This is a genomic window from Kitasatospora herbaricolor, from assembly GCF_030813695.1.
GTDB classification, from domain to species: Bacteria; Actinomycetota; Actinomycetes; order Streptomycetales; family Streptomycetaceae; genus Kitasatospora; species Kitasatospora herbaricolor.
In genome coordinates this window covers 3395450-3416744 of the sequence record NZ_JAUSVA010000002.1, presented here as the reverse complement: position 1 = coordinate 3416744, position 21295 = coordinate 3395450, and the positions used below count along the sequence as shown (strand labels likewise).

15 protein-coding genes, 2 tRNA genes and 1 pseudogene are annotated in these 21295 nt (G+C 74.5%); 6 read left to right on the top strand and 12 right to left on the bottom strand.

Features of this window, described 5'->3' with window-relative positions:
• Nucleotides 1-166: 166 nt before the first annotated feature.
• The 11 genes and pseudogenes from J2S46_RS15260 to J2S46_RS15210 all read right to left on the bottom strand — a co-directional run bounded on the left by J2S46_RS15260 (nt 167) and on the right by J2S46_RS15210 (nt 10705).
• Nucleotides 167-240: transfer RNA gene (locus J2S46_RS15260), tRNA-Lys, on the bottom strand.
• A gap of 127 nt (nt 241-367) precedes the next feature.
• On the bottom strand, nt 368-1012 hold the full coding sequence (locus J2S46_RS15255; RefSeq protein ID WP_191290043.1) for a GOLPH3/VPS74 family protein: 645 nt from the start codon (nt 1010-1012) through the stop codon (nt 368-370).
• A 113-nt stretch (nt 1013-1125) separates the two neighbouring features.
• Nucleotides 1126-1199: transfer RNA gene (locus tag J2S46_RS15250), tRNA-Lys, on the bottom strand.
• A 123-nt stretch (nt 1200-1322) separates the two neighbouring features.
• Nucleotides 1323-1676 carry a DUF6755 family protein gene (locus J2S46_RS15245; RefSeq protein WP_229912709.1) on the bottom strand — a complete coding sequence of 118 codons (354 nt, stop codon included), beginning with the start codon at nt 1674-1676 and terminating at the stop codon, nt 1323-1325.
• A complete protein-coding gene (locus J2S46_RS15240; protein ID WP_191290042.1) occupies nt 1673-2257 on the bottom strand; it encodes a QcrA and Rieske domain-containing protein in 585 nt (194 codons plus the stop codon). The genes J2S46_RS15245 and J2S46_RS15240 overlap by 4 nt, the downstream gene beginning before the upstream one ends.
• A gap of 167 nt (nt 2258-2424) precedes the next feature.
• Nucleotides 2425-2991 (bottom strand): annotated as a pseudogene (locus J2S46_RS15235) (4Fe-4S dicluster domain-containing protein); the annotation flags it as partial.
• Nucleotides 2992-2996: 5 nt separating this feature from the next.
• Nucleotides 2997-5315 (bottom strand): molybdopterin oxidoreductase family protein, encoded by a 2319-nt coding sequence (locus J2S46_RS15230; RefSeq protein WP_191290040.1) that lies wholly within the window; start codon nt 5313-5315, stop codon nt 2997-2999.
• Complete coding sequence (locus tag J2S46_RS15225) at nt 5312-6397, bottom strand: MFS transporter (RefSeq protein ID WP_370882312.1); 1086 nt, start codon at nt 6395-6397, stop codon at nt 5312-5314. The genes J2S46_RS15230 and J2S46_RS15225 overlap by 4 nt, the downstream gene beginning before the upstream one ends.
• 197 nt (nt 6398-6594) lie before the next feature.
• Nucleotides 6595-8661 carry an ABC transporter ATP-binding protein gene (locus tag J2S46_RS15220; RefSeq protein ID WP_191290039.1) on the bottom strand — a complete coding sequence of 689 codons (2067 nt, stop codon included), beginning with the start codon at nt 8659-8661 and terminating at the stop codon, nt 6595-6597.
• Nucleotides 8658-9722 carry an ABC transporter permease gene (locus tag J2S46_RS15215; protein WP_191290038.1) on the bottom strand — a complete coding sequence of 355 codons (1065 nt, stop codon included), beginning with the start codon at nt 9720-9722 and terminating at the stop codon, nt 8658-8660. The genes J2S46_RS15220 and J2S46_RS15215 overlap by 4 nt, the downstream gene beginning before the upstream one ends.
• The gene (locus J2S46_RS15210; protein WP_191290148.1) at nt 9722-10705 is read right to left on the bottom strand and encodes an ABC transporter permease; all 984 of its coding nucleotides are present in this window, start codon (nt 10703-10705) and stop codon (nt 9722-9724) included. Before J2S46_RS15210 ends, J2S46_RS15215 begins: the two co-directional genes overlap by 1 nt.
• Nucleotides 10706-11079: 374 nt before the next feature.
• On the opposite strand from J2S46_RS15210, the gene J2S46_RS15205 reads away from it, so the two are divergent.
• From J2S46_RS15205 to J2S46_RS15190, 4 genes are all read left to right on the top strand, one after another.
• On the top strand, nt 11080-12783 hold the full coding sequence (locus J2S46_RS15205) for an ABC transporter family substrate-binding protein (RefSeq protein ID WP_191290037.1): 1704 nt from the start codon (nt 11080-11082) through the stop codon (nt 12781-12783).
• A 478-nt stretch (nt 12784-13261) separates the two neighbouring features.
• A complete protein-coding gene (locus tag J2S46_RS15200; protein WP_229912708.1) occupies nt 13262-14449 on the top strand; it encodes a low temperature requirement protein A in 1188 nt (395 codons plus the stop codon).
• Nucleotides 14450-14605: 156 nt separating this feature from the next.
• Complete coding sequence (locus J2S46_RS15195) at nt 14606-15265, top strand: pentapeptide repeat-containing protein (protein ID WP_191290036.1); 660 nt, start codon at nt 14606-14608, stop codon at nt 15263-15265.
• A 210-nt stretch (nt 15266-15475) separates the two neighbouring features.
• Nucleotides 15476-17533 (top strand): phosphocholine-specific phospholipase C, encoded by a 2058-nt coding sequence (locus J2S46_RS15190; RefSeq protein ID WP_191290035.1) that lies wholly within the window; start codon nt 15476-15478, stop codon nt 17531-17533.
• A 74-nt stretch (nt 17534-17607) separates the two neighbouring features.
• Here the strand turns inward: J2S46_RS15190 and J2S46_RS15185 are convergent, their stop codons facing one another.
• Nucleotides 17608-18450 (bottom strand): DUF1206 domain-containing protein, encoded by an 843-nt coding sequence (locus J2S46_RS15185; protein ID WP_191290034.1) that lies wholly within the window; start codon nt 18448-18450, stop codon nt 17608-17610.
• A 233-nt stretch (nt 18451-18683) separates the two neighbouring features.
• On the opposite strand from J2S46_RS15185, the gene J2S46_RS15180 reads away from it, so the two are divergent.
• Complete coding sequence (locus J2S46_RS15180) at nt 18684-20708, top strand: hypothetical protein (protein WP_191290033.1); 2025 nt, start codon at nt 18684-18686, stop codon at nt 20706-20708.
• A gap of 161 nt (nt 20709-20869) precedes the next feature.
• Nucleotides 20870-21139 carry a hypothetical protein gene (locus tag J2S46_RS15175; protein WP_191290032.1) on the top strand — a complete coding sequence of 90 codons (270 nt, stop codon included), beginning with the start codon at nt 20870-20872 and terminating at the stop codon, nt 21137-21139.
• The last annotated feature ends 156 nt before the right edge of the window (nt 21140-21295 follow it).

Here is a 21295-nt window from a genome sequence, read left to right as displayed (position 1 = left end):
GCGGATCGTGCCAGCCTGCACAGGTGTTCGCGTAAAGGGCCAGGGACCTTTGTCCTATTTTTGCCCGATGTGGCGCCTCTCACGTCCGCTGCCCGGCCGCCCGGTGCCGTCGCGGGGGCAACGCGAAGAGGCCCTTCGCTCTCGCGAAGGGCCTCTCGGCTGTCTGTGCGCCGCCAGGGACTCGAACCCCGGACCCGCTGATTAAGAGTCAGCTGCTCTAACCAACTGAGCTAGCGGCGCCTGCTGACCTGGAGAACAATACACGCTCCGCCCGGTCGCGACGAAACGCCCGCCCGCGCGCGGGCGGAACGGCCGATTCCGTGGTGGTCCGAGGCCGTCCCCGGCCGGGCCGCGCGGGCGCCGGGGCTCAGCCCGAGTTGGCGGCGGCCGCGTCCGAGCTGGTCACCCGCTGCACGGCCCGGGCGATCGGCAGCTCCCGGCCCAGCGGCCTCAGGGCGCGCCGGACGTCCGCCCCGGCCGGCCCGGGGAAGACCTGCCGGGCCAGTCCGCCCGCCGCCAGCAGCCCGGCCAGTTGCCGGTCGCGCTCGCCGGCGGTGCCCGGGGCGAGCACGGCGGCCCGGATCCGGGCGGCGATCTCCCGGCCCGCCGTCGGCGGCACCACCCGGTGGCGCCGGTACGGGACGACCCCGAGGAAACGCCGCCGTTCGGTGTTCAGCAGGCCGCGGGCGGTGAGTGAAGCCAGGACGGGCCCCACGGCGTCCCGGCCGATCCGCCGCACCGCCAGGTCGAGGGAGGGCGGGCGCCGCCGCTTGCCGGCCTCGCCCAGCCGGGCCAGCACCCCGGCCGCCACCGGATCCTGGCCGGCGAACGGCTGGTACTGCGTGATGTGCCTGCCCTCCACCGCGATCGCGCCGCCGACCAGCAGCTCGGCGAGCACCGCGCCGGCCAGGACCCGGTGGAACCCGCCGCGCATCCGGACCACTCCGCCGGCCGGCTCGGCGCACACCAGCACCAGCTCCTCGGGGATCGTGCGGACGTACGGCTGGGTCACGGGCGTCTCCTGTCCGGTGCCGGGCACGGTCCTGCCGCCGCCCTTGCCCGGTGCGGCCGGCGGTGAAACGCCGAGAGGCCCTTCGCTCTCGCGAAGGGCCTCTCGGCTGTCTGTGCGCCGCCAGGGACTCGAACCCCGGACCCGCTGATTAAGAGTCAGCTGCTCTAACCAACTGAGCTAGCGGCGCCTGCTGACCCGGAAGACATTACACGCCGGTGAGCGGATCCGCCGAATCGCCACCGTCCGGTCACGACGGGTGACCGGACGGGCGGGCCGGCGGGACGCGGGAACCCGGCCGGCCGGCCCGGGGTCAGCGGTCGCGCGGGCCGATCCGCCAGGCGACCAGGACGACCAGGAAGGAGGCCGCCGAGAACCCGGTGGACCACCAGGCGGTGGCGGTGCGGCCCTCCATCCAGGCGTTGGTGGCCACCGTCAGCGCCCACAGCTGGCCGATCACGACGGTGATGGCGACGACCACCCTGGCGGTGAGCATCGCGGAGCGTTCGGGCTCCTGCTCGGTGCCGGCGCCGGGACCGGGCCCGGTGCGGCGCACCCGGGGGTCGGCGTAGCCGCTGGTGGCGCGGATCTGCGGGTACCGCTCCGGCACCGGCCGGTTCAGCCAGGGCTCGGCGCTGCCGGGGGAGTACTCGGGCGGGTAGCTCACGGCTGCCCCCCGCAGCCGGCCCGCTGCGCCAGTGCCGGGTTGCGTCCGCGCAGGCCGCGGCAGAGACCGGCCTCCTCGCTCTCGCCCGAACGCGCCGTGCCCACCGCCCAGACCGCGCCCAGTTCGTCCTCCACCACCAGCACCTTGGGCAGCGGGCGGGGCGGCGGACCGGAGGTGACCTCGCCGGTCCGGGCGTTGAACACGCCCTCGTGGCACGGGCAGTACAGCCCGTCCTGCTCGGGGTGGTCGTCCCGCCAGAGCACGCCGCAGGCCAGGTGGGTGCAGACGGTGGACCAGCCGACCAGCGTGCCGTCGGCCAGCCGGATCGCCATCGCGCGGTCGTCCTCGCCCGGGTAGTCGAAGGTGACGGCCTCGCCCGGGGGCAGTCGGTCGGCGACCTTCAGCGGGGCGGCGCTGCCGTCCCCGTGCCGGTGCAGGACGCCGGCCGAGACCAGGGTCGAGCCGACGGCCAGGCCGCCGGAGACGGTGGCGACGATCCGCAGGTAGTCCCGGCGGGTGGTCAGCGAGTCGGCGCTGATCCGGTCGACCAGGGCCTGCTCCTCGGGTGTCGGTCCGCTCACGCCGGTGCTCCGTTCCCGGGCGTGGGCCGCCCGTTGACCTCGATCACCCTGAGCAGGCCGCCGGTCGGCCGCCCGCCGTCCGCCGGCCCGCTCGCGGGCCGTCCGTCCGAGCGGGAGCCGTCGTCCACCGTGCCGGCCAGCACGTCCGCGACCAGCAGGCCGCCGGCGGGCAGCCCGCCCGGCAGCGGGGCGGCCCGCTGCTCGGCGGGCACCACCATGGCGACGCCGGTGCTCACCGTGACGGCCCCGAAGGCGAACATGGTGGAGACGTCCACCCCGGGCCGCTCGGCCTGCAACTCCTCCAGCGACCCGTAGAACAGCGCACCGGTCGGGCAGACCGTGGCGCACATCGGCGCCAGCCCGTACGAGGTGCGGTCGTAGCAGAGGTTGCACTTCATCTGCAGCTTGGATTCCAGGTCGATCTTCGGGACGCCGAACGGGCAGGCGTTGACGCAGTTGGCGCAGCCGATGCAGCGGGTCGGGTCGGCCTCCTGGACGACGCCGTCGGCGGTGATCAGGATCGCGTCGGCGGGGCAGACCTCGGCGCAGGGGGCGACCGGGTCCTCGCAGTGCATGCAGACGGTCGGCAGCGAGGCCACCGAGCGGCCCTCGTCCGGGTAGTCCAGGTGGATCATCGACCTGCCGCGGTGCGAGTCGCACTCCCGGCAGGCCGAGACGCAGGCCTGGCAGCCGATGCAGCGGCCGGGGTCGATGAAGATGGTGCGTCCGAGCATGCCGGTCAGCCCCTCTCGGCGGTGCCGCGGCCCTGCGGGGCGGTCGGCGGCAGCGGGTCGCTGCGGGAGCGCTGCGCCTCGGGGTAGGCCTCGCGGCCCGGCGGCATCGGCGGCGCGGGGACGGGGTCGAGCCCCTCCGCGCGCTCGATCCGCACCGCGCAGACCTTGTACTCGGGGATCTTGGAGCGCGGGTCCAGGGCGTCGTTGGTCAGCGCGTTCGCCGCCACCGGGTGGGGCCAGTGGTACGGCACGAAGACGTGGTCGGCCCGGATCGCCTCGGTCACCAGGGCCGGCAGCACGGACGCGCCGCGCCTGGTCACCACCCGGACCGCCTCGCCGTTACGGAATCCGTGCGAGGGGTGGACCTCCACCCAGGGCCGCGGGGTCTGCTCGACCAGCGCGCCGAGCCGTCTGGTCTGGTTGCCGGACAGGAAGTGCGCGACGGTCCGGCCGGTGGTGAGCGTCATCGGGTACTCGTCGTCGTACGGGTCGGCCGGCGGGTGCCACTCGACCACCTGCAGGTGCACCTTGCCGTCCGGGTGGTACGTCCGCCCGTCCTCGAACAGCCGGGGAGTGCCGGGGTGCGAGGTGTCCGGGCACGGCCAGGCGATGCCGCCGGTCTCCTCCAGCCGCTCGTAGGTGATGCCGTAGTAGTCGATCACCGTGCCGGCCGAGGCCCGGCGCAGCTCGTCGAAGACCTCCCGGGAGCCGGCGAAGACGAACTTGTCGCCGACGCCCAGCCGGCGGGCCAGCTCGCACATCACCCAGGTGTCGGTGCGCACCCCGCTCGGCGGCTCCTGGGCCTTGTTGTGCTTGACCACCCGGGCCTCGGCGTTGGCCATCACGCCCTCGTCCTCGGCCCAGGTGGTCACCGGGAAGACCACATGGGCGTTGGCGGAGGTCTCGGAGAGGAAGAAGTCGAACTGGGCGTGGAACTCCAGCTTGTCGTACCCGTCCTTGACCACCGCGTAGTTGGGCAGCGAGACGAAGGGGTTGTTGCAGATGCCGATCAGCCCGCGGATCTCGCGCCGCTGCATCTGCCAGACCATCTCCATCATCGAGGTGCCGGCCTGCGGGAGTTCGGCCTCCTCGATGCCCCAGATCGCGGCGATCTGGCGGCGGTGCTCCGGGTCGTTGACGGAGCGGCCGCCGGGCAGCAGGTCGGACTTCTGGCCGTGTTCGCGGCCGCCCTGCCCGTTGCCCTGCCCGGTGATGGTGCCGTAGCCGGCGCCGGGCCGGCCCAGGTTCCCGGTGGCCGCGCAGAGGTTGATGACGGACAGGCAGTTCTCCACGCCCTGGGTGTGGTGCTCGATGCCGCGCGCGTGCCAGGCCATCGCCCGCCCGGCCGTCCCGAACAGCCGGGCGACCTGGACGATCTGCTCGGCCGGGACGCCGCAGATCGCCGCGGCCCGCTCCGGCGGGTACTCGGCGACCTTGGCCTTCAGCTCGGGCCAGCCGGTGGCGTGGGCGGCGAGGAAGGCCTCGTCGGTGAGGCCGTCCTGGACGATCACGTGCAGCACCGCGTTGAAGAACGCCGAGTCGGTGCCGGACTTCAGGGCGACGTGGACGTCGGCGGTGCGGGCGACCGCCGTCTCGCGCGGGTCCACCACGATCAGTGTGGCGCCGCGGTCCCGGGCGCCCCAGACGTACTGGGTCATCACCGGGAAGCACTCGCCGACGTTGGAGCCGGCGATCAGCAGGCAGTCGGTCCGCAGGATGTCCGAGAAGGGGTTGGCCGCACGGTCGATGCCGAAGGCCAGCTTGTTGGCCCCGGCGGCGCTGACCATGCACAGCCGCCCGTTGTAGTCCACGTGCCGGGTCTTCAGCGCCACCCGGGCGAACTTGCCCACCAGGTACGTCTTCTCGGAGAACAGGCTGGCGCCGCCGAGCAGCCCGAAGGCGTCCACCCCGTGCTCGCGCTGGATCCGCCGGATCTCCTCGACGGTGTACGTCAGCGCCTCCTCCCAGCCGACCTCCCGGAACGGATCCTCGCGGGAGCGGCGCAGCAGCGGCGCGGTCAGCCGGTCCGGGTGGTTGACCTGCTGGTACGCGTTGATGCCCTTGGGGCACAGTCGCATCCGGTTGATGTCGTGGTTGCGCGGCTCCACGCCGAAGACCTTGCCCGCGGCGTTCACCCGCAGGTACATCCCGCACTGCACGCCGCAGAAGCAGCAGTGGGTGGGGACGAGGGTCTGCTCGGCCTGGTCGGCCCGCCAGCCGGAGGCGGGCAGGCCGCCCGCGTCGCGGAAGTCGCGGGTGCCGGGCGGGGCGACGGCCGGGTCGAGCGGCGGGGGCGGGTCGAGCGGGACGGGCCGGCCGGTCATCTGAATCCCCGCTTCACCTGGGAGAGGTACGCGGTGCCGCGCAGCACCCGCTTGCAGCGCGGGCAGTACTCGGCCCAGCCATCGAAGCCGAGCCGCAGGTCCCGCATGGTGGCGCGCAGGTTCTCCACGTAGGGGGCTGTGTCGACCGGCTCGCCGCACCTGCGGCAGGCGAGCAGCTCCCCGCCGGGGTGCCGACGGGCGGTGTACTTGAACAGCTGCATCCCGACGGCGGCCGGGCGCTGCACGATGTGGAAGAACTTGCCGAACGGCAGGTACACCAGGGTCAGCACCACCGAGGCCATGTGCAGGATCGACAGGAACTCGTAGCCGCCGCCGTCCAGGGCCACCTCGGAGAAGGTCAGCAGCAGCCCGGTGACCGAGATGGTGAGCAGCGCGATCAGCGGGACGAAGTCGTAGCCGAAGCGCTGGCCGGTGATCGCGCCGCGGTCGCGGAAGCGCCGGTGGAGGAAGTACCCGGCGCCGGCGATCACCAGGACGGCGGCGAGGTCCAGGCCGTGGTACATCGCCCAGCCGAAGAGGCTCGCGGAGTCGAAGCCCAGCACCTTGAAGCCCCAGATCCGCATCTCGTAGCCGGGCCCGGCAGCGCTGGAGGCGGTGAAGGTGAACCAGCCCCAGGTGAGCGGGAAGGTGATCGCGGCGGCCAGCAGGCAGCCCCAGAACATCAGTTGGTGGGCCAGCCAGCGGGCGTGCGAGCGGGCGCCGAGGAACTTCTGGAAGCCCAGGTAGGTGGCGGTCATGCGGGGCAGCGCGGTCGGCGCCTCGCGCAGGTTCCGCCAGGACAGGGCGGCCTGCCGGCCCTTGCGGAAGAGGCGGCGGGAGGCCGGCGCGGACACCCAGACGGTGTACCGGTAGGCGACGCCGAAGGCGAGGAAGAGGGTCGCCACCGTGTAGGGGACGAGGGCGGAGTCGAAGTCCCGCAGGCCCCGGCTGCCCAGCACGACGGCGACCAGGAGGAGCGCGGTCACCCCGGCGGCCACCAGCGAGGCCCGGACGGTCACCGGCCGGCCGGGCCCCGGGTCGGGCGGACGCTCGTGCGGCGGGGCGTCCGCCGGCTCGGTCACTGCCACCGGGGCTCCTCCGTGCAGGCGTGGGTGCGACTGCTCCGGACGCTACTGACGGCCCGTCGGGTCCGCCTGTCGGGCGGCGCGAACGGGTGACACGGGGCCACGGGCCGGGCACCGGGACGGTGTCGGCGGCCCGGGTGGTCCCGGTGGCCCCGGTGGCCCCGGCGGTCTCTGCGGGCAGTGCGGGCGGTGCGTCAGCGGGCGTCCGGGTGGTGGCAGGCGGCCGCGTGGTCCGCGCCCGGCGCGGCCTCGGCCAGCACCGGCGACCGCTGCTCGCAGGCGGTGCGGCGGTCGTCGGTCAGCGCGGCGTAGACCGGGCACCGGGAGCGGAACCGGCAGCCGGTGTGCCGCTCGGTGGGCGAGGGCGGGTCGCCCGCCAGCAGCACGCGCTCGCGGGCGCGTTCGGCGGCCGGGTCCGGCAGCGGGACGGCGGAGAGCAGGGCGCGGGTGTAGGGGTGGCGCGGGTGGTCGAAGACGGCGGAGACCTCGCCCTGCTCGACCGTCCGGCCGAGGTACATCACGCTGACCCGGTCGGCCAGGTGGCGCACCACCGACAGGTCGTGCGAGACGAACAGGTACGCCGGGCCGAGGTCGGCCTTCAGCCGTTGCAGCAGGTTGAGCACGCCCGCCTGGACGGAGACGTCCAGGGCGGACACCGGCTCGTCCAGGACGAGCAGCCGGGGCCGGACGGCGAGGGCACGGGCGATCGAGACCCGCTGGAGCTGCCCGCCGGAGAACTGGTGCGGGTAGCGGGCGGCGTGCGCCGGGTCGAGCCCGACCTGGCGCAGCAGCTCCGGCACCCGCAGGGCGACCAGCTCGCGGGGGGTCCGCTGCGCGCGCAGCGGTTCGGCGACGATGTCGCCGACCGGCATTCGGGGGTCCAGGGCGGCCGTCGGGTCCTGGAAGACGATCTGCAGTTCGGCGCGGAGCCGGTGCGCGGCGGCCCGGGTGAGCCCGGCGGTGTCCTGGCCGAGGAACTCGATCCGGCCGGACTCGGGCTTCGCCAGGTTCAGCAGCTCGAACAGGGTGGTCGACTTGCCCGAGCCGGACTCGCCGACCAGTCCGAGGGTCTCGCCCGCCCGGATGTCCAGGTCCACGCCGTCGACGGCGTACACCTCGCCCGTCCGGCGCCGGAACACGCTGCCCTTGAGCACCGGGAAGGTCTTGGTGAGTCCGCTGACCCGCAGCACCGGCGCGCGCTCCGCCCGGGGCGGTGCGGGGGGAGCGGCGGGCACCGGCGGCATCGGGTAGATCTCGGTCGGGGCGGGCCCGCGGGCGGCCAGTTCGCCGGCCCGGACGCAGGCGGCGAGGTGGCCGTCGGTGCCGGACAGCGGCGGCTCGGCGGTGCGGCAGCGGTCCTGCACCAGCGGGCAGCGCGCGGCGAACGGGCAGCCGGCGGGCAGCGCGCCCATCGGGGCCGGGGCCCCGGGGATCGGCACCAGCGGGCCGCCCCGGGTGTCCACCCGGGGGACGGCGCCGATCAGCCCGAGGGTGTACGGGTGCCGGGGCCGGGCGAACAGCTCGTCCACGCCGGCGCTCTCCACCACCCGGCCCGCGTACATCACGGCGACCCGGTCGGCCATGCCCGCGATCACCCCCAGGTCGTGGCTGACCAGCACCAGCGCGGCGCCGGTCTCCCGCCGGGCGGTCCGCAGCACGTCCAGCACCTGGGCCTGGATGGTGACGTCCAGGGCCGTGGTGGGCTCGTCGGCGAGCAGCAGGTCCGGGTCGTTGGCGACGGCCATCGCGATCATCGCGCGCTGGCGCATGCCGCCGGAGAACTCGTGCGGGAAGCTGTCCAGGGCCCGGCCGGGATCGGGGATGCCGACCAGGTCGAGGAGTTCGGCGGCGCGCTCGCGGGCGGCGCGGCGGCCGATCCGCCGGTGGATCCGCAGCGCCTCGACGATCTGGTCGCCGATCCGGTGGACGGGGGTGAAGGCGGAGAGCGGGTCCTGGAAGACCATCGCCATCCGGCGGCCGCGGATCGGGGCCAGGGTGTCCCGGGGGAGGCCGACCAGCTCCCGGCCGTCCAGGCGCACCGAGCCGCGGACGTCCGCGGTGCCCGGCAGCAGCCCGAGCACCGCCAGCGCGGTGACCGACTTGCCCGAGCCGGACTCGCCGACGATGCCGAGGGTCTCGCCGCGCCGCACGGTGAGGTCGACCCCGCGGACGGCGGGCACCGGGCCCCGGCCGCGCGGGCCGGCGAAGTCGACCCGCAGGTCGCGGACGGTCAGGAGGTCGGTGCCGACGGCGGTGCTCAACTGCTGCTCCGGTTGCTGCGGGGGGTCGTGGGGCGGGCCGGTCGAGGCGCGCTCGCCCCCGAGGCGCCGCGATCCGCCTTCACCTCGCCCCCGGGGTCCGCGCTCCGGCCGGCCGGGCGGCCGCGCCGGGGCCGCCGGGCGGGGCGGGCGGCCCCGGAGGTGGGGTCCAGCGCGTCGCGCAGCCCGTCCCCGATCAGGTTGACCGCCAGGACGAACAGCACCAGCAGGCCGGCCGCGAAGTAGAAGAGCCAGGGGAAGACCGGGGCCTCGGAGGTGCCGGCGGCGAGCAGGGTGCCGAGCGAGACGTCCGGCGCGCGGACGCCGAAGCCGAAGTAGGACAGGGCCGTCTCGCTCATCACCGCGCCGCCGACGGCGATCGTGGCGTCGGTGATCAGGAAGGAGGCGGTGTTCGGCAGGATGTGCCGCAGGATGATCCGCAGCGGCCGCACCCCCATGAACTGCGCGGCGCGGACGAATTCGCGGGACTTCAGCGAGATGGTCATCGAGCGGACCACCCGCGCCGTGATCATCCAGTTGAACAGGGCGAGCAGCGCGACGAAGCCGATCCAGCCGGAGCCCTTCAGCCGGGGCGAGACGATGGTGATCACCAGGAAGCTCGGCAGCACCAGCATCAGGTCGACCAGGAACATCAGCAGCCGGTCCGTCCAGCCGCCGAAGTACCCGGCGCAGGCGCCGACCAGGGAGGCCAGGGCGGTCGAGAAGAGCGCCACCAGCAGGCCGATCACCAGGGACTTCTGCAGGCCCCGCAGGGTCTGCGCGAAGACGTCCTGGCCGATCCCGTTGGTGCCGAACCAGTGCGCGGCGGACGGCGGTTGCCGCAGTGCGGTGTAGTCCGGCGCGGCGTAGTCCCACGGGGTCAGGTAGGGCCCGCCGAAGGCGAGCGCGAACAGCAGCAGGACGGTCACCGCACCGGCCAGCGCCCAGCGGGCGCCGAGCAGCCGGCCGAGCACCAGCCGCCCGCGGCCGGCCGGGCCCGGCGGGCGCCGCGGAACGGCGGGCGCCGGGGCCGGGGCGGTCACGCTCTGCGGGACGTCGGTCATCAGCGGCGCACCCTCGGGTCCAGGGCGGCGTGCAGGGTGTCGGCGAGGAAGCCGGAGGCTAGCACCACCACCGCCGCGAAGAGGTTGACGGCGACCACCGCGTTGACGTCCTGTTCGTTGATGGACTGGATGAACCACTCGCCCATGCCGTGCCAGCCGAAGATCGTCTCGGTGAAGGCGGCGCCGGTGAAGATGCCCAGGAAGCTGTAGGCGAACATCGTCGACATCGGGATCACGGCCGTCCGCAGGCCGTGCTTGAGCAGCGCCCGGTTGCGGGTCAGGCCCTTGGCCTCGGCGGTGCGCAGGTAGTCGGAGCCGAGCACGTCGAGCATGGTGCCGCGCTGGTAGCGGCTGTACGTGGCGAGGCCGCCGAGGGCGAGCGAGAGGGTCGGCAGCAGCAGGTGCAGGCCCCAGTCGGCGAGGTGGGCGCCGAGCCCGCCGGTGAGTCCGGGCGTCTCGTAGCCGGTGAACGGCACCACCTCGTGGCCGGCCATGTCCTTGGCGGCGATGGCGCCGTTCTTCAGGAGCAGCGCCAGCAGGAAGACCGGGGTGGAGAGCAGCACGAAGGAGACCACGGTCAGCGCGCCGTCGGTGATCCGGTACTGCTTGACGGCGCTCCAGGCGCCGCCGGCCACCCCGAGCAGCACGCCCAGCACGCTGCCGATCAGCAGCAGCCGCAGCGAGACCTGGACCCGGCGGCGGAAGTCGTCGTTCACGGGGGTGTCGTGGATGGTGCGGCCGAGGTCGCCGTGCAGCAGGACGCCGCCGGCCCAGTGGCCGAACCGCTCCACCACGGGGGTGCGGTCGTTGATGTTGAGCGCGGTGAGCTGGCGGTCGACCGAGGCGGCGGCCGGCCGGGGCACCTTGGACTCGAAGTAGGTGCGGGGCTGCAGGGCCCCGGAGGCGAGCGCGTAGGAGAGGAAGACGGCGGCGACCAGCAGCACCGCGTAGTAGGCCAGGCGCTGTGCCAGGTAGCGGTGCATCAGCCACCGCCGGGGGCGGTGGCATCGTTCGTGCACCTGGTGGACATGGTGATTTGCCTTCGCTCAAGGGGTGGTTGCAGCAGGTTCGCGCAACGCGGTCGCGGCGCGGCCGGTGGGCCGCGCCCGGGGTGCGGGGCGCGCCGCTTCGCCCGGGTCGGGGAAGCGGCAGGTCAGAGTGTTGCACCGGTCCGCAGCCGGGGTGTTGCGGCAGTGTTGCGGCCCGTTTCATTCCGATCAGATCTGAACATCCCCCTCTGGTAGCGGAACTGATCGGCTGTTACGTTCGGCTGGTCGGCACCGACTTGGCTGCCCACGCTCAAGTGCCGCCACACCTGGTGGTGCCGAAAACGTCGAAACTCCCGGGGAGACCCCTCATGGACGCAACCGCCACCGCCCGCCGGATCAGCCGGGCGGCCGCCCTCGCCGCCGCCCTGGCGCTGGCCGTCACCGCGTGCGGCTCGGGCGGCGGCGGCTCGGCCGACGGCGTGGCCAGGAGCGAGCCGCCGCGCCAGGGCGCCAACGACATCAACCCCAGGCCGGCGGCCCAGGTCAAGGACGGCGGCGAGGTCCGCTACCCCCTGTACCAGTGGATCACCCAGTGGAACCCGTACCAGGTAGACGGCAACTACGGCGACGCCGTCGAGATCATGCGGGCCCTGGAGCCCAGCCTGTTCCGGGTGGACGCGAGCGGCACCTTCCAGCCGGTGGCCGACTACCTGGTCGAGGCCAAGGTGACCTCCACCTCCCCGCAGGTGATCACCTACAGGCTCAACCCGAAGGCCAAGTGGTCCGACGGGAAGCCGCTGAGCCACCTGGACTTCAAGGCCGTCTGGCAGGCCGGCAGCGGCAAGGACCCGGCGTACAACATCGCCAACCCGGCCGGCTACGAGCTGATCTCCGGCGTCGAGCAGGGCGCGGACCCGAGCGAGGTCAAGGTCACCTTCGCCGAACCGTACGCGGACTGGCAGAACCTGTTCCGGCCGCTGCTCCCGGCGGCCGGCATCGCCACCCCGGACGACTTCAACAAGGGCTGGGTCGAGAAGGTGCCGATCACCGCCGGCCCGTTCCGGATCGGCGTCGCGGACAAGACGGCGCAGACCCTCCAGCTCGTCCCGGACCCCGGCTGGTGGGGGGAGAAGCCCAAGCTGGACAAGGTCACCTACCGGGTGATGACCCAGTCGGCCACCACCCAGGCCTTCCTCAACAACGAGATCGACCTCGCGGCGGCGGGCACCGCGACGGCCTACGGGCAGCTGAAGGACGCCAAGGACGCGGTCATCCGCTCCGCCAGCCCCTGGGACGAGGTGCACATCTCCTTCGGCGGCGGCGGCGCGCTGGCGGACCGGAAGGTGCGTCAGGGCCTGGGCCGGGCGCTGGACCGGCAGTCACTGATCAAGATCGCCAACAACGGTGTACCGGTGGACTTCAAGCTGCTCGGCAACCACATCTTCATGCCCAACCAGGCCGGCTACCAGGACAACTCCGGCGACTGGGGCCGGTTCGACCTGGCGGCGGCGAAGAAGCTGCTGGACGAGGCGGGCTGGAAGGAGGACGGTCCCGGGCGGCCGCGCACCAAGGACGGGCAGGCGCTGGAACTCCACTGGATCCTCAACGACGGCACCACGCAGGCCCAGGTCGACCTGGCCACCGCCGCCCAGAACATGTGGCTGGCGGTCGGCGCCAAGGTCGACATCGACAAGGTGCCGAGCAACGACTTCTTCGCCAAGTACGTCAACCAGGGCAAGTTCGACATCGCCAGCTGGCGCAACACCGACTCGTTCCCGCTCTCCACCAGCCTGTCCAACTTCCGGCTGCCGCAGGGCGACAACGTGTTCGGCAACTTCTCCAAGCTGGGGTCGCCGGAGATCGACGCGCTGCTGAGGAAGGCCGCCGGCACGGTCGACCCGGCCGCGGCCGCGAAGCTCTACAACGAGGCCGACGCCAAGATCTGGGAGCTCGGGCACACCGTCGAGCTGTACCAGCGGCCCTCCGTGCTGGCGGTCCGCAAGGGCCTCGCCAACGACGGCGCGTTCGGCCTGGCGAGCGGGGATCTCGCGCTGATCGGCTGGGAGAAGTAGGGCCGGCCCCGCCCCGGAACTTCCCGGCCGCCCACGGCGGCCCGGCCGACGGCGGGCGCTGACGAGCAGCGCGGTGATCACGGGGCCGGTGGCGGGGGCGCGGGTGGTACGGCATCGCCGCCCCCGCGTCCCACCACCGGCCTTGACCTTCCGCGTTGCCCGCAGGGCGCCCGGGTCGTCCTTCCAGGTGATTCCGATCGGGGACGAATCTAGCCGTGAGCCGGAGACGGACAGGACATGCCGCACGGGGCGCGCCCGGAACCGGCCGAGCTGTCACCCGGATCGCGCACCGCACCGTCAACTATGGCTGACGGCAGGGCAAAACGGGTGAAACCGGCCCGCCCGGCGTGCCGCGGTGCCCGCACGGCGCGCGCCCCGGCCGCCGGACCACCGCGCGGGCGGGCGGCCCGCGGAGGTGCGTGCGTGCGGGCGGCCCGTGTCAGGATCACCGGGACAGCACCCTCCCGGAGGCCGAACCATGACCAGCGGACCCGCCGCACCCCGCCCGCAGCACCCGTACCCCCGGCCGGTCCAGCGGATGGTCCCGCGCAGCCGCGACGAGCCGCACCGCACCGCGACCCCGCTGGAACTCTTCTTCGACCTCTGCTTCGTGGTCGCCGTCGCGCAGGCCGGGCGCGAACTCGCCCACGACCTCGCCGAGGGGCACCTGCACGTGGCGCTGGTCGGCTACCTGTTCGCCTTCTTCGCGATCTGGTGGGCCTGGATGAACTTCACCTGGTTCGCCTCCGCCTACGACTGCGACGACGTCCCGTACCGGATCACCACGCTCGTCCAGATCACCGGAGTGCTGATCCTCGCGGCCGGCGTGCCCCGGATGTTCGCCGACCAGGACCTCACCCTGGCCGTCACCGGGTACGTGGTGATGCGCCTCGCCATGGTCACCCAGTGGCTGCGGGCCGCCGCCGCCGAGGAGGGCGCCGCCCGGACGGTCGCCCTGCGCTACGCGGTCGGGATCACCCTCGTCCAGGTCGGCTGGGTGCTGGTGCTCCTGGTGCCCGCCGACGTCCGCCCGTACCTCGTCCCGCTGGGCATCCTGGCCGAGCTCGCCGTCCCGGTGGTCGCCGAGCTGGCCGCCCGGACCAGCTGGCACCCGCACCACATCGCCGAACGGTACGGGCTGTTCACCCTGATCGTGCTCGGCGAGACGGTGGCCGCCGCGACCGTCGCCGTGCAGTCCGCCGTGGACGAGCACGAGGCGCTGGGGGAGCTGATCCCGATCGCGGCCGGCGGCATCCTGCTCTGCTTCTCGGCCTGGTGGATCTACTTCGCCCGCCCGGTCGAGGACGTCCTCACCTCCAGCCGGCAGGCCTTCCTCTGGGGTTACGGCCACTACCTGGTCTTCGGGGCCGCCGCCGCGATCGGCGCCGGGCTGGAGGTGGCGATCGAGCAGGCCGTCGGCAAGGCCCACATCTCCGCCGCCGCCGCGACCGCCGCGGTCACCGTCCCCGGCGCCGTCTACCTGTTCACCGTCTGGCTGCTGCACGCCCGCCACGGCAAGTCCGGCGCCGCCCAGGTGGTGCTGCCGGTCGCCGCGGTCGCCGTGCTGGCCTGCACCTTCCTCGGCGGCTCCGGCGTCCTCGCGGCCGGCCTGGTCGCGGCGGCGACGGTGGCGGTGGGGGTGGCCCTGCACGCCCGGGAGGGGTGAGCGGCGCCCCGCCCTGCTCCAGGTTCGGGGCCGGGCGCCACCCGGCGGCCGGGCCCGGACCGGACGCCGCCGGGTCGCTCTGGCGGGACTGTCGGTGCCCCGTGCGACGATGCCGGGGCCAGCACCAGGACCAGCACCCGATCGTGAGGCCGTGCCATGCCCTCGTCCGTACCCGACCAGCTCGCCGACCTGCCGTACGGCCACCTGCTCCGGCCGCACGACGGGCCGCTGCGGCGCGACGAGCGGTACGACACGGCGCACTTCGACGGCGGTGAGTACACCGACCAGGCCGCGTCCGGCGCGAGCTTCCTGGAGTGCGCGTTCACCGCGGTCGCGATGAGCGGCGTGAAGCTGCGCCAGGCACGGTTCAACGAGGTGTGGGTGCAGGGCAGCCGGTGGGTGGCCTGCGACCTGTCGGAGAGCGAGTGGCAGGACGCCTCCCTGCTCGGCGGTGTGCTGGCCGGGGTGGCGGCGCACGGCTCGGCGCTGCGCCGGGTGGTGCTGCGCCAGTGCAAGCTGGAGGCGGTCAACCTGCGGGCGGCGGTGCTGCGCGACGTGGTGTTCGAGGACTGCGTGCTGCGGGACGTGGACTTCGGCGACGCGAAGCTGACCGGTGTGACCTTCCCCGGCTCCACCCTGGAGGAGGTCAGGCTGCGCGGCGCCAGGTTGAGCCGGACCGACCTGCGCGGCGCCGTCCGGCTGGGGCTGTCGGACGGGCACGAGGGGCTGCGCGGGGCGCTGATCAGCAGTACCCAGCTGTTCGAGCTGGCGCCGCAGTTCGCCCAGGCGCTGGGCATCACGGTCGAGGACCGCTGAGGCGGTCGCGCGGAGGGTGTGCCCGGGGCATCACGGGTACCGCCCCGGCCGTTCATCTCCAGGCCGCTCAGCGACAGTTGGGCGAACAGTCCGACAATCATGCTGCACGAGTCTGGTCACCCCGGGCCGCCCTGCGTGAGGATGCTCCGCGACCGACGTTGTCCACAACCTGTGTGTACAACATCGCTAGCGAAGGGACGGGCCGGGCAGATGTCCGAGCTGAGCCGTAGGAAGTTCATGGCACTGTCGGCGAGCGCGGCGGCCGGTGCGGCGGTGGCGGGCAGCGCCACCGTCGGCGCCGCCGCTCCCGCCTCGGCGGCGGGGCTCACGAGCACCGGCACCATCACCGACGCCCAGCACATCGTGGTGCTGATGCAGGAGAACCGCAGCTTCGACCACTACTTCGGGACGCTGCGCGGCGTCCGCGGCTTCGCCGACCGCAGCGCGATCCAGATCGCCGGCGGCTACAGCGTCTTCAACCAGCCCAACGGCCTCGGCCGGCAGTACCCGTGGGCCTTCAGCGCCACCAAGCCGGCCGGCGGCGCCGACCCCGAGCGCCTGGCCCAGTGCAACGGAGACCTCGCGCACTCCTGGAACGACCAGCACACCGCCTGGAACGGCGGCAAGCTGGACTCCTGGGTGCTCGCCAAGGGCAACGTCCGCACCCTCGGTCACCTGCAGCGCGCCGACATCCCGTTCCACTTCGCGCTGGCCGAGAACTGGACCATCTGCGACGCCTACTTCTGTTCCACGCTGAGCGCCACCGGCCCCAACCGCACCTTCCACTGGAGCGGCACCATCGACCCGGCGGGCACCGCCGGCGGCCCCGCCTACAACGGCGGCGACGAGTCCGGGCTGCGCTGGCAGACCTACGCCGAGGCACTGGAGAGCGCCGGGGTCAGCTGGAAGGTCTACCAGAACGCCGCCGACAACTACGGCGACAACGCCCTCGCCTACTTCAAGCAGTTCACCGACGCCCCGGCCGGCAGCCCCCTGGCCGTCAAGGGCATGGGATCGGTCCCCAGGGTGACCGGCCGGACGCCGGACGACATCGCCGCCGCGATCCGCGCGGACGTCCTGAACGGCACCCTCCCGCAGGTCTCCTGGGTGGTCGCCGACGAGGCGTCCTCCGAGCACCCGTACGCCACGCCCAACGACGGCGCGCACTTCGTGCACATGGTGATGGACGCGCTCAACGCGGACCCGAACGTCTTCAACTCCACCATCATGTTCCTCAACTACGACGAGAACGACGGGTTCTTCGACCACGTCCCGCCGCCCTCCCCGCCGGCCGGCACCCCCGGCGAGTTCTACAGCAACACCGCGATCGGCCTCGGCTTCCGCGTCCCGATGATCGCCATCTCGCCCTGGAGCCGTGGCGGCTGGGTCAACTCCGAGACCTTCGACCACACCTCGGTGCTGCGCTTCCTGGAGCGCTGGACGGCCGCCATCGGCAAGCCGGCCACCTGCCCGAACATCAGCGTCTGGCGCCGCAAGGTCACCGGCGACCTCACCGGCGTCTTCGACTTCGCCCACCCGGTGTACGGGATGCCCGCGCTGCCAGACACCGACGCCGTGATCGGCCTCTCCGCATGCGGTCCGCTGCCCAACCCGGCGCCGGTCACCAACGCGCTGCCCGCCCAGGAGAGCGGCACCCGCCCGGCCCGCGCTCTGCCGTACCAGCCGAACGCCAACCTCGACCACCTGGAGTTCGGCTCCGGCGGCGTGATGAAGGTCTGGCTCAAGATGTCCAACACGGGCACCGCGGCGGTGAGCGCCTCGCACTTCGCCGCCTACGCCAACGCCTACCGCAGCGGCGGTCCCTGGCAGTACACGGTGGACGCCGGCGCCGAGCAGAGCGACTTCTTCAACTGCGGCCCGGGCTACGGCAACGGCCCGTACGACCTCGGCGTCACCGGCCCCAACCGCTTCCTGCGCCGCTTCAAGGGCGACGCCACCAAGCCGGGCAGGACCGCGGCGGTCACCGCCTCGTACGCGATCGAGCCGGGCAGCGGCAAGCTGGCGATCTGGTTCAAGCTCGCCAACTCCGGCACCTCGGCGGTGACCTTCACCATCACCTCGAACAACTACCGCACCGGCACCTGGACGTACCAGGTGCCGGCCGGCGGCAACGTCAGCGACTTCTTCAACGCGGTGGCGGGCCAGAACGGCTGGTACGACTTCACCGTCACGGTGAACTCGGACAGCAGCTGGTCGCAGCGCTTCTCCGGTCACCTGGAGACCGGCGCGGCGAGCGTCACCGGCTGACCGGTCGGCTCGCGGTTCCGGCCACCCCGGGTGGCCGGAACCGCTGCGCGGGTCGGCCGGTCCCGCCGGAGGGCTCAGCGCAGCCGGTACCAGCGGGCCTGGCAGAACGAGAAGCACCCGTACAGCGCCAGTCCGCAGCCCACCGCGACCAGCAGGGCCGGGCCCGCGGCCGTGCCCGCGAAGGAGCGCAGCGTCTCGTCCAGGCCCTTCGCCCGAGCCGGGTCGAAGGCCACCGCCGCCAGCAGGACGAACAGGCCCGCGCCGGCGAACACCAGTCCCCGCACCCCGCCGCCGACCACGCCGAGGGCGCGGACGGCCGTGTGCACCCGGGGGCCCATCGCCCCGGTGTCCAGCTTCTTCTCGAACTTCCGCAGCGCGGCGCGCACGCCCAGCACCACGCCGGTGACGATCACCCCGAGGCCGGCCGCGCCGACCAGCCACCGCCCGCCGGGCCACCCCAGCACCGTCGCCGTGTACTCCTTGGACGACTCGTCGCCGGAGCGCGTCCCGCCGGAGCCCGTCAGCAGGGTCTGCAGCACGCCGGAGCAGAGGAAGGCGTTGAAGACCGCCCGCCCCAGGTCGGCGGCCCGCTTGGTCCAGCCGTCCTCCCCGGTGCCCCGGCCGAGCACGGCCACGGACAGCCGCCACAGCGCCATCCCGGCCAGACCGGCCGCCAGCGCCCACAGCATCACCTGGCCGAAGGGCTGCTCGCCGATGGCGGCCACCGCCCCGGAGCGGTCCGCCTCCTTCCCGTCCGACCCGCCGAGGGCGATCCGCACCGCCAGGACGCCGACCAGGACGTAGATCACCCCGCGGGCCGTGAACCCGGCCCGCCCCGCGGCCCGGACGACGGGGCCGCGCCCCAGCCGTCGTCCCCAGGAGGGGAGGGAGCCGCGTCTACCGCTGTTGATGGCCATGGGCCTCGCCTGCCCCGGCCCGGTGCGGGGAAACGGGCGGGGAGCGAGCCGGGCCCGGCCGGCGCCGGCCGCCGGGGGAGCGGGCCGGCCCGACGGGCCGCGGCGGCCGGAACCCGGGCCCGGACGGTGGGACATCGTGACGATCCCATGATCCGTTCGTTTGGCAGTGGGTCAGGCGGGGCCCGGCCGGATCCGGCGGGCGTCAGCGCGGCGCACAGCAGGGGAGTCTCCGCATGAACGGTCGGGAAGCCGCCACCCCCGTGGCACCGATAGCGCTCGAACCGTCCGGCCCCGAGCAGCCCCCGCGGAAGGTCCGGCAGGAGCCCCGGGGACCGGCCGCCGCCGCGCCCCCGCGCACCGCGGCCCGCCGGCTGCCCGGCGCCGCCCGGCGCGCCCGGCTCAAGGAGCACGAGGCCGCCCTGGTCGGCGGCTACCGCGAACTGGCCAGACTCGCCTACCTGGTGCTGCCCGGCGGCACCGACCGGCACCACCGGATCCTCGCCGCCCACGCCGTCGTTCAGCAGGCCCTGCGCGCAGCGCCGCCGGACGGGCCGGCCGCCGACCCGTCCACCGGGCCGTACGAGGGCCGCGCCCACGAGACCGTCCGGCTGCAGGTGCTGCGCGGCGCGCTGGCCCGCCCGCTGCGGCGCCGGCTGCTGCCGCTGCCCCGGCTCTGGGGGCTGCGCCTGTTCACCGCGGCCGGCAGCCCCGAGGACCTCGCCCTCGACCAGGAGCTGGCCCGGGCCACGCCGCACGCCCGGGCCGGCTACGCCCTGCGGGTCCTGGAGGGGCTGCCCTCCGACCGGGTCGTCGCGCTGCTCGACCTGGCCGGCGTGCCCGACCCCGGCCGGGCGCTGGCCGAGGCCGAGGCCATCCACGCCGGGCACCGCGCGGCCGGCCGGGACCTCGACCGCTCGCCCGAGTTCGACCCCTGCGCCGTCCGGGCCCAGCCCACCGACCTGCTCCGGCGCCGGGCCAAGGGCCGGCTGCTGGCGGCGGCGGCCGCCGCCGTGCTGGCCGCCGCGGTGGGTCTGTCGCCGGCGCAGGGCCCGGCGCCGGCGCCGCAGGCCGCCGCCGATCAGGCCGGGCGCGCCCTCCCGCCGCCGCGCCGGGCGGCCGCCGACGACTGGCGGCGGACCGCCCGGCTGGACTTCGGCGTCTGGCCCGCCCGCGGCGACCTCACCGCTGACCGGGCCCTGCTCGGCCGGGCGGCCGCCGCCTGGGCCGGCCCCTCCCCGCAGGTCCGCCGGACCACCGAGCCGGGCACTCCCGACGGCCCGCCCGGCGCCGCCCAACTGCTCTACGCCGGGCGGCCGGACGGCACGGCCGTGGTCGTCCTGTACGGCGAGGGCCGGCTGGCCCGCTACACCGAGGGCCCGCAGCCGGAGCTGACCCTCGCCCGGGCCGACGACGCCGACGTCACCACGGCGGCCGCGCTCGCCCTCACCCGCACCGCCGAGGGCGCCCGCTACCTGCTCGCCCCCTGGGTCGACGCGGCCGACACCCGCGACCTGCGCACCCCGGACGCGGCCGCCCGCCCGGTGCCGCACCCCGACGGCCTCACCCCGCCGCTGGCGCTGACCGGCGACGGCTCCTGCGCCCGGCGGCCCGTCCTGCAACTGCGCTCCTCGCCGGTGGTGGCCGAGCAGCACGCCTTCCTGCTGGCCGACGTCGGCGGCCTGCTGCCCGCCCACCTGACCTGGACCCCGCCCCCGGACGGCAGCCCGGCCCGTCCGCCGCGCGAGGCGACCGGCCCGGAGGCGCTGGCCGCCTGGGCCCGGACCTCCTGCGGCCTGCCGGGGGCCGGCCCGGCCGACGCCGGCCCGGGCACCCGGGCGCTGAACACCTGGGCCTTCGCCACCCAGCAGCTCCCGGAGGGGGAGGGCGCCGCGACCTGGGTCTGCGTCCGCCGGGACCGCTGGGACGGCGGCGGTTCGGCGGCCACCGCGCTCCTGCTGCCCGACCCGCGCCGCACCTCCCCGGCGCCGCTGCGCACGGGCGGGGCGCCTGAGACCCGGGCCTGCAGCCGCTTCGACCAGAACGTGCTGGCGGCCACCTGGTGGCGGGGGAAGTCCGGCAGGTCGTACTTGCTGATGGCGGGCAGCCGGCGGCTGGTGAGCATGTCCGCCACCGGCGCGCTGACCATGCCGGAGACCAAGGCGCCGGCCCGTGCGCTGGCCGTGCCCGGGGCCGGGCAGGGCGAGGTGCGGCTGACCGGCCTGCTGGACACCGGCGCCCGGATCGGCACGCTGCAGTGACGGGGCGCGCGGGCCCGGCCACCCGCGCTCGGCGCGGGGGCCGGAGCGGCGCCGGTGGCGGGCGCGGGTGGTGCGGGCGGACCTGCTCCGGCCTGCGGATGCGCCCGGTGCGGCGTGGTGTGAGAGTGAGGACAGCCCGGTAACCACCCGGAGGAGGAGACATGGGCATCTTCGACAGGTTCCGCCACAAGGCGCACGATGCCGGCGAGGAGGCCAGGTCCTCGCTCGGCGGGACGCAGGAACAGGACTCGACGGCCATGACGGACGCGGCGCAGCGCGCGGCCCTCGCCCACGACGAGGCGGCCGACGCCTTCCCCGACCGGACGGAGCGGGCGCGCGAGCCGGAGCGGCCCCCGTCCGCGATGTCCGCCCAGGAGGAAGAGGAGCGGGCCCGGGAGAACATGACGGCCGAGGGCGATCCCTGGGACTGACCGGTCCCGGCCGGACCGGGTGGGTCGCGGGCCGGAGTACCGGCGCGGACCACCGGAACGACTGCCACCGGAACGACTACCACCCGAATGAGTACCACCCGAATGAATTGGAGGGGCGCGCCTGCCGGGGCGCGCCCCTCCGCCGCGTCCGTCCGC

Excerpts from the sequence above, each read along its gene's own strand:
- J2S46_RS15230 (WP_191290040.1), bottom strand. The coding sequence starts at position 5,315 with ATGACCGGCCGGCCCGTCCCGCTCGACCCGCCCCCGCCGCTCGACCCG.
- J2S46_RS15215 (WP_191290038.1), bottom strand. The coding sequence starts at position 9,722 with ATGACCGACGTCCCGCAGAGCGTGACCGCCCCGGCCCCGGCGCCCGCC.
- J2S46_RS15210 (WP_191290148.1), bottom strand. The coding sequence starts at position 10,705 with ATGCACCGCTACCTGGCACAGCGCCTGGCCTACTACGCGGTGCTGCTG.
- J2S46_RS15205 (WP_191290037.1), top strand. The coding sequence starts at position 11,080 with ATGGACGCAACCGCCACCGCCCGCCGGATCAGCCGGGCGGCCGCCCTC.
- J2S46_RS15200 (WP_229912708.1), top strand. The coding sequence starts at position 13,262 with ATGACCAGCGGACCCGCCGCACCCCGCCCGCAGCACCCGTACCCCCGG.
- J2S46_RS15195 (WP_191290036.1), top strand. The coding sequence starts at position 14,606 with ATGCCCTCGTCCGTACCCGACCAGCTCGCCGACCTGCCGTACGGCCAC.
- J2S46_RS15190 (WP_191290035.1), top strand. The coding sequence starts at position 15,476 with ATGTCCGAGCTGAGCCGTAGGAAGTTCATGGCACTGTCGGCGAGCGCG.
- J2S46_RS15185 (WP_191290034.1), bottom strand. The coding sequence starts at position 18,450 with ATGGCCATCAACAGCGGTAGACGCGGCTCCCTCCCCTCCTGGGGACGA.
- J2S46_RS15180 (WP_191290033.1), top strand. The coding sequence starts at position 18,684 with ATGAACGGTCGGGAAGCCGCCACCCCCGTGGCACCGATAGCGCTCGAA.
- J2S46_RS15175 (WP_191290032.1), top strand. The coding sequence starts at position 20,870 with ATGGGCATCTTCGACAGGTTCCGCCACAAGGCGCACGATGCCGGCGAG.